The organism is Rubinisphaera margarita, from assembly GCF_022267515.1.
Taxonomy (GTDB): Bacteria; Planctomycetota; Planctomycetia; order Planctomycetales; family Planctomycetaceae; genus Rubinisphaera; species Rubinisphaera margarita.
On sequence record NZ_JAKFGB010000005.1, the window covers coordinates 280,637 to 294,256 of the forward strand.

Below are 13,620 nucleotides of genomic sequence, written 5' to 3' on the forward strand. Positions count from 1 at the left end.
AGTTTCTTCCTCACGAAACCCGGCGGTTCGCTTACAGGTCCGGATTGAACGTTCGTCGCTGCGGCGTGTTGGAGGGCGTGGCTGGGGCAGTCTGGGTATTGGCCTGTGTGGCAGGCATTACGACCGTGCTGTCGAGAAGGACCTGGCTGCTCTCGGTGATCAACTCGTCGTCGCTCTGGAACGGACCGGCGACATAGGAGCGGGAGTCGCCAATTGCTCCCAGGAGTTCCACTTCAATGTCTCGGACCAGATTGTCTCTCAGGACTTGAACGAGGCGCGTCCCTGTCTCTGAGTTCTTCAGAGCCGTATTCGGAATCTCAATCACGGACTGACGCGGGACAATTGACGAGTAGACGGTCTGACCATCTTCGAAGCGGCGATCCTTGTTATCGATCACGACAACGGCAATAGCGGCCGTATCGATCAGCTGGCGAAGCGACTGCCATTCGTTGGTCAGCGGCAAAACGGTCTGCACGGTGCCCTTGGCCACCCCGTTGTCGAGCTGGACTTCCAGTGTATCTCCCTGTTTGACCTTCTGGCGATCGACCGGAATGCGGGCACTGAGTTCCGTCGAGTCCCGAAGTACCATCAGCAGGTCGCCCTCGTTAACGAAGGTCCCCACAGTCACGGCGATGTTCAGGATTTCCCCCGCGAATGGTGCCCGAATTGAGGTGTTGTCATGGTTGAGCTGGGCCAGATCGAGATCAGCTTCCGCGACATCGAGCTCTGCTTCAGCCAGATCGAGATTGGCCTGAGCTTGTGGACCCGTTTGCCCCCGCGCCAGGTCACGACGGATCGTCGCGACTTTGAGATTGGCTTTGGCCCGGTCTAGCTGTTTAATCGCTTTGGCCGACTCGATTCGCAAGACTTCTTCCTGCCCGCTGACCTTTCCTCCCGGCTGAACACGAATGTTCTGCACGATGCCCTCGTTGAGCGATCGGATATCGAGCTGACGGGTGGGCGCGAGGCTGATTGGGACGCGAAACTTGTCTGGGGAAATTGGATGGATCGCTTCCCGCTTGATGATCAACTGAGTTGCGGCTGGTTGAGCGTTCGGATCGGGCCGCTGCGCGTGAAGGTCCGGGGCGTTCGCGCAGAACAATCCCAGAGTGCAAAGTGTCACGAACAGAGCAGAACGCAAACGCTTGGACAGAAACAACATCAATAACTCTCCGGATGATAAACTCACCAGGTCAGGCGACCGAGAAAGTGAAAGAGTAGTCAGAAGATCATCGCCAGAAAACAGTTTGGCAAATCTTAACAGAATTTCCATGTCATGCGATGTTTCCAATCGGATTGGACGGAAATCCACTTTGATTCGACGGGCCTCTTGTCTCCCACTTCTGACTCAGCCGAGTTCGGTTCTCAACGCCTGGAGCAGTCGGTCGATCTCCTCCTGCGAATTATACAGATGGCAAGAGACCCGAATGTTCATGCGATGATTCCATTTGATGATCGGAATCTCAATTCGATGCTTCTTCCAGAGATTCTCCTGCAGAGGATGGGGTTTGCCGGTCCACGAATCCGGAACTTCGACAGTTTCGGGAAGCGGCACGGTGACCATGGAGCCATACCAGTCGATCGAATCGGTGGAGAGGGGAGCGGTTTCCAGCTGATCGAGAAGTTGCTGACGCGCTCGGGCGGCCAGTTCATGAGTTTCGTGGCGAAAGCGGTCGATGCCGAATTCCTGCAGGAAATCGAGAGCAGCAGAGATACTGAGAAAGGGAGCCGGGTCATCGGTGCCGAGCCAGAGGTATTCATCCTGCCACGTCCGCGGGCGTCCGTAGGGAGTGCCGCCCCAGCTGACAATCGGCGGATCAAGTTTGTGCTGCCAGCGCGGATGCACGTACAGAAACCCGCTGCCAAAACCGGCCGACAGCCATTTGTGACAGCTCACCGTGTAGAAGTCGCAGCCGAGCTGCTGCAGTCGCAGGGGACGCATTGCAATGGCATGCGGTCCATCGATGACGACGGGAATCTTTTCTTTGCGAGCGCGGCGGCAGATCTGCTCCACCGGCAGAACCAGAGCCGTCGACGAGGTCACATGGCTGACGACGATGAGCCGCGTTCGTTCGGTGACGCGGCTGAAGATCGCCTCGACAATCGTGTCGGCGTCCTGAAAAACGGCGGGCAGTGAGGCGATGGTGATCTTCGCTCCAGCGGCGGCTGTCCGTTTTTGCCAGAGTCGCTGCACGGCTCCATACTCGTGGTCGGTCAGCAGGATCTCGTCGTTCTCAGCGAGTGGCAGCGAATTGGCGACGATGTTCATGCCGACGGTCGCATTGCGAACCGGGACAAGATCGGTTGCTCGCGCTCCGACGAACTCGGCGAGCTGCTGCAGCGTGTTGTCGATGCATGTTTCCCGCTCGCGAACGAGAAAATTCATTGGGTTGGCTTCGAGCTTCTGCATCCACTCACGTTGAGCCTGCTGGACGGGAAGTGGAGAGGGGCCGAACGATCCGTGGTTGAGATACGTGATGTTCGGGTCGAGAGTCCAGAGTGATTTCATAGCGGGCCGAGCAGAGTGGGGGAGTGAAACATGATCAGAGCGTTCTGAGCATTTTCGTTCCCCGCGGCGGTCAGCGTCAAACGCACGACCGTTTCCAGATCGGTTACGGACGAAACTCGACCGTGCCCTGATAGCGGTATTCGGAATCGAGGCTGTTCCCGCTCCGCAGATGGACGCGGTTGATGCGGAAGCTGGAGTTGACCGTAAAGCCGGGGTAGTTGAACTTCGTCGGCAGTCGATAGGCCGACCGGTAGTAGGGCTCCGGCGTGATGGCGGCTGTCTTTGGCGTCAACTCATGGCTGTAGTACGATCGCTGGAACGCCCAGTTCTCCGCCTGTGCGGACGCGGAGCAGAGAAGAATCAGAATGATCGCCAGTACAACAGCCTGGGGCGTGAGTGATTGGCGGTTAGAGTCTCTCATCGTTCGTCACCGTTTAGATTCCATCGGCCCCGAGTTGATGTTGCCGAGTTGCAACATCGAGGCGGCCGATGTTGCGAGTCCGCATCAAATCAGGCGGAAACTCGCAGGAACAGGTACGAAAGAGAGATAAAGCAACGGCAATGCCGATCGTCGGCAAATGTTCGCCAGTGGGTGTGCCAGAGGGAAAGGCGGCGATAACGCCTTCAAGGGTGGCCCGGCCGCTGTCGGCCGGGTCGCGCGGGATGCGGGATTTAAGACTCAAAGAGTTTTGAACAGATGACGCAACAACCTGTCCACTTCAAGTTGCGAGGCGAATCATGTCCCTTCGCCCCCTTCAGGGGGAGAAGGTGCCCGAAGGGCGGATGAGGGGGCGGTCAACCAGCGATACTCCATACAAATGAGAATCAACGGCCCGTGGAGCATGTCACCCGCATTCCCCCCCCTCACCCTAACCCTCTCCCCCCCCCGAGGGGGCGAGGGAACTTGCTTACTGGTGCTTCCCCTCAGAGTCGTTCATTGAAAACCCTCTGACCAATAGACCCCGCGTTCCCAGCGACAAGAAGCTGAGCCATCATCGTAGTTTGCTCCTCAGGCCGAACGGTGTCTCCAATGCCGCGCACAAGACGCACCCTACTCGGCACGATTTGCAAACCTACGGCAAAAGCCCGGTGGTTTCGTCGTAGCCGCACATCAGGTTGAAGTTCTGCACGGCGACGCCGGAGGCTCCCTTGATCAGGTTGTCGAGCACGGAAAAGACCTGAACGACGCCGCGGGAGGCTCGTACGGTGATGTCACAGAAGTTGGTGTAAGTGACATCCTTCGTCCGGGGCAGGTTCTCCGTGATGCGGACGAAGGGCTGATCGGCGTAGAACGAGCGGAAGACTTCCAGCAGATCGGCTTCCGAAGCCTCGGTGGCGGCTCGGGCGTAGATCGAGCATTGCAAGCCGCGATCCATCGGGATCAGGTGCGGCGTGAAGACGACTTCAACCTCTTTACCGCTGACGTCTGACAGGACCTGATCGATCTCGGGCGTGTGTCGATGGTTGCCGACGGAGTAAGCCATCACGCTCTCGTTACATTCCGGAAAGAGCGTGGTCATCTTCGGCGTACGGCCCGCACCGGAGACGCCGCTTTTCCCATCGATGCAGATCCCGCCCGGTTCGATCAATCCTTCGCAGAGCAGGGGAGCGAGGCCCAGAATCGACGTGCTGGTGTAACAGCCGGGATTGGCAATGAGATCGTGGCCGGCAATCTGACTGCGATAGAGTTCCGGCAAGCCGTAAACACAGGTGCCGAGGCGAGTGGGGTCCGTGTGCACATGTCCGTACCACTGCTCATACACCTGAGGATCGATGAGGCGATAGTCTGCACTCAAATCGACGACTTTGACTCCTTCTGCCAGGAGACTCGGAATCGCTTCCATGCTGGCTGTGTGCGGCAGGCAGGTGAACGCAACATCCGCTTTCTGAGCAACTTCGCGGGCGTCGAGCAGCGTGCAGGCCAGATCAATCCGGCTTCTGAGCGACGGATGAATATCGCTGAGCCTGGGAGCATCCGTCTGTCGGGTCGTGGCGACCGTAATTTCGACGTTGGGATGTCTGAGCAGGATGAGAATCAGCTCGAGAGCGGTGTAACCGGTGGCGCCGATGACGGCGACGCGGGTTTTGGAGGCGGACGAAGGCATTCGCGAAACTTTGCACGCAGGAGGGTCAACTGTCTGTTTAGTCGGGGCTCGACTCTATGTCAGACACGCCGGCGTTGCAAGCCGTTCGCCTTTTCCCAGCTGCTCAGGACTTCATCCGTGCGCTGTTGACCTTTTGCCGCATCATTTCGTGGGTCCGAGCCGCCTCGGCTTCGGTCAGCAGCGACTCACAGCGCGTCTCAAAATTCGGCGAAATGTGCCAGCGGGAGAGGACGTCGAACATCGCCTCGGCCCGAGCGGTGTCGAAGCCAAATTTCTCTTTGAGACGATCGGCTTCTTCAGGCGGCAGATCGGAGAACTGACCGATGAGCAGAAAATCACCGTCGTTGGAGAGCTTCAGGTGCATGCTTCGCAGTTCGGTCGCCAGAGCCTGGTTCACTTCGGCCTCGGCTTCAAGCGGGCCTCGAGCGAGCATCCGCTTCACAACATCCGGCTCTTCTTCGCAAACGCGGGCGGCCAGCTCGCAGGCGGAGTAAACCACGGCTTCATCGACGAGCGTCGCCTCGAAGGTATCGGGGCTGACATGCTTCCACCAGGTGGTCGCCAGGATATCCATTTGGATATGCGGCGGGACCGCCTTGAGAAACGGGACCTCGGTCAGGTAGCCGAAGCCGGTATCTTCCAGCGAGTCGAATTGCAGAGTCCAGGAAACACGTTCCATCGTATCAAGCATCGCCACGCGGAAAGCGATGTAGCTGAGGAACGTCTGCGGCAGGGTGTCTTTTGCGATGGTGATCATGCTGCGCATCGTCCCCTCGCGCTCGGGCAGTCGCAAGAGCGAACTTGAGGATATTTGGAGAAAACGTTGTCGTCTTTCGTCAACGGATCGAACCATTCCCCAGAATGTTAATCTCGATGTATTTTGCCTGAATTACGCCTGCGATTCAGGTTGCCAACCGGGGAATTGTTGGAATCCCGAGGAGAGCGAAGGCGATGCGAAAAGGGGCTCTGAACATGCCTGCAGTGGCGTTGCAAAAGTAGACGGCACAGACGTTCCTGTCTGTGCGTGAATGGACGTTCCTTATTCCGCGGCTGCGTTTTCTGTCCACAGACAGGAATGTCTGTGCCACTGACTGAGGGTGACGAAAACGGTTAGGGGGCGATTGAATGCACTCTCACGGCAGGCGAGAGTCTACCCTACTACTGTTGACCAGCTTCGAGGGGCTCAGTTGCCTTCCTGGATGCGGTTGACGTCGCCGTCGATGGCGACAAGAAGCGCGCCGATTTTTTCGTAGAGGCGTTCAGAAAAGCGGTTGTCGTCGATGATCTCGGCGGCCTGCTGGCGGACGGTCATGTCGGTCAGCGATTCCGGGTCGCTGCCGGCTTCCTGGAGCTTGCGGCTGAGGTTGCGGGTTTTGGGGATGAAGCCGTTGTCGAGGTGGTCGATCAGTTCCCGCATCAGCCGATCGGCTTCGCTCAACTTTTCGCGAAGCGTCATTTTCTCGATGGAATCGTTCATCGTCACTCTCACGAAAAGAATAAGGGGCCGCCGCCAGGTGGACAGTAGCAGCTTCGAAGGATTCTGCGAAGACAGGACCGCTTCGATTCACTCATTCTTTATGATGAATCGAGCAAAAGCCATCTGTCAAATCCTTACCCGATGATTTCCCGTTTTCGAGAAACGTAATCCCAGACGACGAATCGATCGAGATCGTCGCCAGCCGTGAAAATCACGCGGCCTTTGGTCGTCTCGGCCAGCTTGCGGGCAAAGTGGATATCCTCTTCCGTCTGCGACCAGCTCGGCACAAGGAAGATATTGATCGTGATTCCCTCCCGCTGGCAGAGCATCGCTTCGCGGAACGTGAACTCTTCGGTTCGTTCGTGCGGAGGGTACAGCAGGTACAGCCAGCTCTCTTCAAAGTGTGCGGTCGGGAGGCCGTCGGTGATGACGATTACCTGCCGGTTCGGCGTGTCCTGCGTGGCGAGAAACCGTCGAGCAGTCTGCAGCCCGTGTTGAATGTTGGTGAAGTGCGGCGGGATCATCGGCTCGCTGACATCGGTCCGGCTCATGTCGACTTTCAGCTGGACGACCGGATCGGAGATCGTGACTGGCTTTGGAAGCAGATTGATGATCTCTCCCCGCGGCACGGGCTTGGCGAAGGACGCCATCTCGACGAATTGCAGATAGTCTCCCGGATATTCCTTGCGGATGAGACCATCGAGAGCGAGCGCCATTCGCTTCACGTTGACGTACTGTCCGTTGTAGCGCGTGGAGCCAGAGAGGTCCATCACGACCACGGTGGCGCACTTGGGGCTGTTCCGGGTGCGGTGCACTTCGATGTCGTCGTTGCGGAACTTCAGCGGCTGCGAGGAAGCATCGCGGAGCAGCATATTGATGATCGACTGCGGCATGTCCATATGCGTGAGCGAATCGCCGAATTCGTACGTCTTGGTCTGCTGCATTTCGACAGAGCCTTCGCCGATGATCGGCCCCTGATGCCGCCCGGTCCGCGAAGCCTGCAGCTGCGAGAAGATGCGTGAGAGCAGCTTGCCCTGAAAGATGCGGTACGCTTCCGGCGTGAGCTGAAAGGCTCCGTTCGCATCGAGATCGAGCCCCTGCCGCTCGGCCATTTCACGGAGATAATCTTCGACCTGCTGCTGCAGTTTCTGCAGTTCTTCCATCTGAGCGGAGTCGGCGAACTCCTGCAGTTCCTCCATGTCGATCACGCCGATCGTGGCGTTCTCCATCGCTTCCTGCACCTGATCGAGCAGCTCGTCGATCTTCTCCAGCAGCTCTTTGATTTCGAGAGCTTCGGGGATCGTCATCGATTCTCGTCCGGTGAACTCGTACTTCGCGGCGAGTTCGTCGACCTGATACTTATCACCCATGACCTGCATCACCTGCAGTAAATGATGCGCGAACGGGCTGTGGTCATCGTCGTTGGCGTACCAGAGTCGTTCGAGATCGTAAATCTGTTCGTGATGAATCGCCTGACGGTAGCGATCGGCCAGCTTCTTCGGTGGCTTCATCTCGCGGCTCTTCTGCACGAGCTGTTTCGCGGCGAGATCCTGGACGGTGTCGGTTTCGTATTTCTCAAGGATCTTGCGTTTGCGTTCTTCGAGCATCGCGCGAACCGCATCCAGACTCGGGCCGAATCCCTGGATCTGGCTCGGATCGATCTTCACCGCTTTGGCGAGCTCAGCCGGGGTCAACTTCCGGAACTTGCCGAACATCAGTGAGTGTTCAAAGGCCGAAGAGACCATGTCGGGAGGCGGCTGCGTCGGGCTGGGAAGATTGACGGGATCGTATTTCTGGTAGGTATGAATCACGCCGCCGTGCGATTTTGGAGAAGGCATTCCAGGCAACTCTCTTTCCAGATCTCGGTTCCCGTACATCATGTCGAACGCTTAGATGGTCGCGAGCCGGGCTGCCCCATTTGTGCTCGCGGTCCTTCTGGTCGTATTATAGGCGAAACCCGTCAGCGTCTACTGGAGGAACTTTGAAACATGCGATCGACACCCCGACTGCTCACTTGGGCCGCCCTTCTGGCTTTTGCCATTCCGACCGCTCTCACAGCCGCTGAACCGGCTGGAGGCTGGAAGCCTTCGTCGGAACTTGGCGAGAAGCTTTCGAAACGTTCGACCGACCGGAATGGGGGACGGACATTTATCGGCAGTGAAGAGCAGGTCCCCGATTACACGCTGCCCGAGGTGCTCGAAACCAGAGACGGCGAGGACGTTGAAACCGAAAAGGAGTGGAAGAACGTTCGTCGCCCCGAGGTGCTTGAGCTGTTCCGCAAGCACGTTTACGGCCGGGCTCCCGTGGGGCGTCCCGAGAACATGACGTTCGACGTTTACGACGTTGATCGCACCGCGATGGACGGCACGGCGACGCGGAAGCGGGTGAAGATTACCTTCCAGAATCGTGGCAAATCGCTTTCGGTGAACGTCGTGATCTTCGTGCCGAATGATCGTCAGGGGCCGGCTCCCGCCTTCCTGCTGATCTGCAATCGCGACAGGGAGAACATCGATCCCACGCGAAAGAACAAAGTGGAATACTGGCCGGCCGAGGAGATCGTTGCCCGCGGATACGCCGCGGTCGCCTTCTTCAATGGCGAGGTCGATCCCGACAACTTCGATGAGTTCAAGAACGGAATCCACGGACTCTACGACAATCCGAACGGAAGGCAGGACGATTCCTGGGCCACTCTGGCGGCCTGGGCATGGGGAGCGAGCCGTGTGCTCGATTATCTGGAGACCGATGATTCGATCGACGCGAAGCACGTCGGCGTGGTCGGTCACTCACGCGGTGGTAAAACGTCTCTCTGGGCGGGAGCATCGGACGAGCGGTTCGCGATGGTTGTTTCCAACAACTCCGGTTGTGGCGGCGCAGCTCTTTCCATGCGACAGTTCGGAGAAACCGTCGGCCAGATCAATCGCGTCTTCCCGCACTGGTTCTGTGACAACTTCTCGAAGTACAACGAGAACGAACAGGATCTGCCGGTCGACCAGCACATGCTGATCGCCCTTTCCGCACCGCGGCTGGTGTATGTCACAAGTTCTGATGAAGACCTGTGGGCCGACCCTTACGGGGAGTTCCTTTCGGCGAAACATGCGTCCCCGGTGTGGGAGCTGTTCGGCAAAACCGGTCTGGGAGCCGAGGAGATGCCGGCTCTGAACGAACCGATTCAGAAAGGCTCCATCGGCTACCACATCCGCAGCGGCGGGCACGGCCTGACGCTCTACGACTGGCAGCAGTTCATGAACTTCGCCGACAAGCACTGGAACAAGTAGTCGCTGCGGTGGACTTGTCGACGTATCCCACACCAGGGTTAGCTTGAACGGGTGGCCCGTCCGCCTCAGCGGGCGGGTCGCAGCGGGAACTTGGCGGCGCCTTTGTTGTTGGAAGGCAGCCACCTTCGCGAACGCTATCGGCAGGATGCCATCGGTATGAGTCCTACTCGATTTCGTACGTCATTCGTCCGTGATGCTGAGCACGGCTGATGCGGTCGGTGGCGTGCAGGCCGGCGAGGACGAATTCGACGCATGAGGCTCGGACAGCCGGATCTTCAGCCGCGTTGAGTTCGAAGGCTTTCTCCCAGACGGGCGGCACACGTTGCAGGCGGTCTGCGTAATCGCTCGACGGAAGCAGGTCGCCGACTTCGATTTTCACGCCGCGAGAGAAGATGTGCGAGATCTCGTCGAGACCGTGCTTGTCGACGTATTCGTCGAAGATAACGCGAATGGCTTCCGCGATGATCGCTTCGAGCACCTGCGTTTCCCGCATCTGATGACTGCCCATCAGATCGAGTTCGAGCTTGCCGAGTGATGAGGCATACAGATGCCCCAGATCGCTGATGCGGGGAACAGCCGGAGACTCGTTCAACAGCACGGCTCGCCGGCGGGCGCTGGCGATCATTGTGCGGTAGTTGGCATTTGAGAACCGAGCGGAGACGCCGGAGTCCTGGTCGATGTACTTCGATTTGCGGGCCTGAACGGTAATCTGTTCGATAATCTCCCGCATGAAATACGGCACGACGACCGGGAACTGATCGTCCTCGACGTCGGCGGCTTCCTGCTGGGTAATTTGAATGCCGAGATCGCGGTCGCGCGGATAGTGCGTCTGAATCAACGCTCCGATACGGTCCTTCAACTGCGGAATCACTTTTCCGCTGCGGTTGTAGGTCGCCGGGTTGGCGGAGAACAGAATCAGAATGTCGAGATCGAACTTGATCGGATAGCCGCGAATCTGGACGTCCCGTTCTTCCAGAATGTTGAACAGCCCCACCTGAACGAGTTCGTCGAGTTCCGGCAGTTCGTTCATCGCGAAGATGCCGCGGTGCATGCGGGGGATGAGCCCGAAGTGCAGAGCGGCCTCGGTCGACATGCTCACGCCGCCAATCAGCTTGGACGGATCGATCTCGCCGATGACGTCCGCGAACTTCGTCCCCGGAGCGAGTCGTTCGGCGTAGCGTTCTTCGCGGGGCCACCAGGCGATCTTCACGTCAGCCGGATCGGTCTCGGCAACATATCGCTTGCCGGCAGCGGAGATCGGGTGATACGGATCGTCGTGCACCGGGATATCGGGATGATCGAGATAGGGAATGTGCGGGTCGAGAAAGCGGACCAGCGATCGCATCAAGCGGCTCTTGGCCTGTCCTTTTTCACCGAGGAACAGCATGTCGTGAGCGGCCAGAATTGCGATGCTGATCTCGGGCACCACCGTGCTTTCGTAGCCGATGATGCCGGGAAACAGTTCCTCGCCGGCGGAGAGTGCCTTGAGAAAGTTTGCCTGAATCTCTTCTTTCACCGAACGGGATTTCCAGCCGCTTTCGCGAAGTTCCTGGAGCGTCTGAGCGAGTTGAGTCATGAATGCTTTCCGTGCTGTCTCGTTGGTGCTATTCGAATGCGAATCGGGCGGGCCATGTTCGCAATGCGGGGTGGGATCGAAACGTCCCTCTCATTATTGCGGAGGAATGGAACTCGCCAACCCGTTCTGCCGGATTCCGTGCCGTTCGAAGAAACTCCGGCACGGACGCATGATTGACAGAGAATTGTCGGAACTTCCCCTGGATTGTTCAGTTTCATAGGAAGAAACGCCGCGGAATCATTGGATTGGGGAGGGGGAGATTATGACGGAATGGTCGCGTTGGTGGGGTGGAACGCTGTGTCTGCTCGCAATCTATGCAGGGGCCTGGAGAACGCTGGAAGCCGGAGACTGGCCCCGTTTTCGTGGTCCAAACGGATCGGGTATTCCAGCCGATAACGAGCCGGTGCCAACGAAATGGAGTCCTGACCAGAGCGTGCAATGGCGGACCGAATTGCCCGGAGCGGGCGTGTCTTCACCAATCGTCATCGGCAATCGGGTCTTTGTGACCTGTTACTCGGGATATGGCCTGAACCGCCAGGAGCCGGGTAACATTGAAGATCTGGCGCGACATCTGGTCTGCGTGGATCGAAAGACCGGTCAGGTGCTCTGGCAGAAAGCTGTCGGAGCGATCATGCCGGAAGACCCGTATACCGGCATGGGCGTGCCCGCTCACGGTTATGCGTCTCATACACCGGTCTCAGATGGGAAATCGATCTATGTCTTCTTTGGAAAGTCGGGGGCACTGGCCTTCGACATGGATGGCAACCAGAAGTGGCAGACGACTCTGGGGGCGGAATCGGATCCCAAACGCTGGGGGTCCGCTTCGAGTCCGATTCTGACGGACGATCTGCTGGTTGTAACCGCCGGGCCTGAGAGTCGAGCCGTTTATGGGCTGGATACCAAAACCGGAAAGGAACTGTGGAAGGCGGAATCGTCGGGCCTCGGCGACGTGTGGGGAACTCCCATTCTTACGGAAGGCAAAGACGGGCGAACTGATATTGTGATCGGGGCTCCGTACGAAGTGTGGGGGATCAACTCGGCGACAGGCAAACTCAGCTGGTTCTGCGAAGCGATCCCGAGTGATTCCTACAGTTCGAGCGTGGTCCTGGCTCAGAATACGATCTTCGGCATCACAGGGCGGGAAGGGGGCTCGATCGCGATTAAAGCTGGCGGGTACGGGGATATCTCCGAGTCCCACGTCCTTTGGAGCGGGCGCGATCGCAGCCGGTATGGCACGCCAGTCGTGCAGGGAAATCGGCTTTATTACGTAAACGGCGGCATCGCGACCTGTCTCGATGCGACGACGGGCGAAGAGGTCTTTCGGGCTCGCCTCGAAGGCGGAGCGGATGCTGCGCCGGCTGCGGCGGACTTTGGTTTCGGCTTCGGACGGGGACGCGGTGGAGATTATTCCTCGCCGGTCCTGGCGGATGGAAAGGTGTACTATGTCGCCGAGAGCGGAGTGACGTACGTTCTGAAAGCGGGAGATGAATTCGAACAGCTCGCCACGAACCGCGTGACGGAAAACAGCGAGAACTTCGCTGCGACGCCGGCGATCAGCAGTGGCGATCTGTTTATTCGTTCCGACAAGGCGCTTTACTGCATCAGCGAGTAGCCGATCTGTTTATCGAGGTGGTCGTCCCGGGGGTGGTCCGGGACGTCCACCGGGACCGCGCCCGCCCGGCGGCGGACCGCGATGGCTGAACTCTTCGGCCGGTGTGCCCCGGAAGTTTCTCGGGATTACGGGCCAGTCTTCCGTCAGAAAGTAAGCGTAGGTTCCGTCGGGGAACTCGGGAGTGATGGCGTGACGTCCGTTGCACTCGTCGAGATCGCCCGAGCCGGCGACGAATTCGTAGTCGTTCACGAACGTTCCGTCATACGTACCGTCGGGGGCGGGATCTCCCGGACGATCTCCTTTCCTGAGCTGATAACTGGAGGTCAGTTTTTTGATCGCGGATGACGAATCTTCGGCATCGCTGTAGCCATAGACGGCGTAGATTGGAAATCCATCGGCTGCCCAGCCGATCAGCGGCGAATGCTTCTCGGAACTCATCGTCACGCGATCCAGCAATCCCGACGGCAACCCGTGATAATGATACTTCCCGTTGGGCTGCACGTGAGCGTGGGAGAAATCCAATCCCAGATTGATCGCGCCGGAAAGCGGTTCATACTGCCAGTCGGGAGCGGTCGCGTAGAACTCGGCTGCGCCGGGATCGAACGGGACTCCGTTGATGGCGATGCCGAACATTCCCCGCAACGGCGTGGTCTCATCGGCGACTTCCGGATTTGCCGGGACGCGGAAGGCATGGGATTGAGCGGTTATCGGATTCGGGTTTCCCCGATTGGGAAAGCGTCCGGTCCTGTGGTTCGGAATCCCGTTGGCAGTAATGACCCGCTGGTCCCCGACGATCTTGATGGAAACGCGACTCTCGACATTCGGATCCGACGTCGCCGGCACGAGCTGAAGCTCGCCTTTTTGTGTCACCCGGTGCATGCCGCGACGCGGTGGCTGGGCCACCAGGACGAGGGTCAAAACTCCAAAAACGAGGACGCCGCCGGCAATGAGCGGATGCTTTTTCATCGAGAGACTCCGTGGGCAGACGTCGACCTTCGGGTGACCGGAGAAAGCTCGCCAGTCGCATCGGTTACATCCTACCGGCGAGATCTGCTCCTGTCACCAG

At 58.5% G+C, this 13,620-nt stretch carries 11 protein-coding genes; 2 read left to right on the top strand and 9 right to left on the bottom strand.

All coding sequences use genetic code 11. From position 1 onward, the window contains the following. Positions 1 to 31: 31 nt before the first annotated feature. The 7 genes from L1A08_RS02110 to L1A08_RS02140 form a co-directional block, all read right to left on the bottom strand. Complete coding sequence (locus tag L1A08_RS02110) at positions 32 to 1,162, bottom strand: efflux RND transporter periplasmic adaptor subunit (protein WP_238753663.1); 1,131 nt, start codon at positions 1,160 to 1,162, stop codon at positions 32 to 34. Positions 1,163 to 1,348: 186 nt separating this feature from the next. Then, entirely contained in the window at positions 1,349 to 2,509 is a 1,161-nt protein-coding gene (locus L1A08_RS02115; RefSeq protein WP_238753665.1) for an aminotransferase class V-fold PLP-dependent enzyme, read from the bottom strand. A gap of 103 nt (positions 2,510 to 2,612) precedes the next feature. Continuing rightward, a complete protein-coding gene (locus L1A08_RS02120; RefSeq protein WP_238753667.1) occupies positions 2,613 to 2,930 on the bottom strand; it encodes a hypothetical protein in 318 nt (105 codons plus the stop codon). 652 nt (positions 2,931 to 3,582) lie between these two features. Further along, positions 3,583 to 4,614, bottom strand: coding sequence for an N-acetyl-gamma-glutamyl-phosphate reductase (gene argC, locus L1A08_RS02125; RefSeq protein WP_238753669.1), 1,032 nt, complete (start codon positions 4,612 to 4,614; stop codon positions 3,583 to 3,585). A gap of 103 nt (positions 4,615 to 4,717) precedes the next feature. After that, positions 4,718 to 5,371: a hypothetical protein gene (locus L1A08_RS02130; RefSeq protein WP_238753671.1), complete on the bottom strand. Its 654-nt coding sequence runs from the start codon at positions 5,369 to 5,371 to the stop codon at positions 4,718 to 4,720. Positions 5,372 to 5,797: 426 nt separating this feature from the next. Then, positions 5,798 to 6,091 (bottom strand): hypothetical protein, encoded by a 294-nt coding sequence (locus L1A08_RS02135; protein WP_238753673.1) that lies wholly within the window; start codon positions 6,089 to 6,091, stop codon positions 5,798 to 5,800. Between the two features lie 134 nt (positions 6,092 to 6,225). Next, positions 6,226 to 7,929: a hypothetical protein gene (locus L1A08_RS02140; RefSeq protein WP_238753675.1), complete on the bottom strand. Its 1,704-nt coding sequence runs from the start codon at positions 7,927 to 7,929 to the stop codon at positions 6,226 to 6,228. A gap of 150 nt (positions 7,930 to 8,079) precedes the next feature. On the opposite strand from L1A08_RS02140, the gene L1A08_RS02145 reads away from it, so the two are divergent. Beyond that, a complete protein-coding gene (locus tag L1A08_RS02145) occupies positions 8,080 to 9,366 on the top strand; it encodes a dienelactone hydrolase family protein (protein WP_238753677.1) in 1,287 nt (428 codons plus the stop codon). 163 nt (positions 9,367 to 9,529) lie between these two features. Here L1A08_RS02145 and L1A08_RS02150 read toward each other — a convergent pair whose 3' ends face one another. Continuing rightward, a complete protein-coding gene (locus L1A08_RS02150; protein WP_238753679.1) occupies positions 9,530 to 10,942 on the bottom strand; it encodes a magnesium chelatase in 1,413 nt (470 codons plus the stop codon). 262 nt (positions 10,943 to 11,204) lie between these two features. Between L1A08_RS02150 and L1A08_RS02155 the strand changes: the two genes are divergently transcribed. Next, on the top strand, positions 11,205 to 12,554 hold the full coding sequence (locus tag L1A08_RS02155) for an outer membrane protein assembly factor BamB family protein (RefSeq protein WP_238753681.1): 1,350 nt from the start codon (positions 11,205 to 11,207) through the stop codon (positions 12,552 to 12,554). A 9-nt stretch (positions 12,555 to 12,563) separates the two neighbouring features. Here L1A08_RS02155 and L1A08_RS02160 read toward each other — a convergent pair whose 3' ends face one another. Further along, entirely contained in the window at positions 12,564 to 13,520 is a 957-nt protein-coding gene (locus L1A08_RS02160) for a YHYH protein (protein ID WP_238753684.1), read from the bottom strand. Between the last annotated feature and the right edge of the window lie 100 nt (positions 13,521 to 13,620).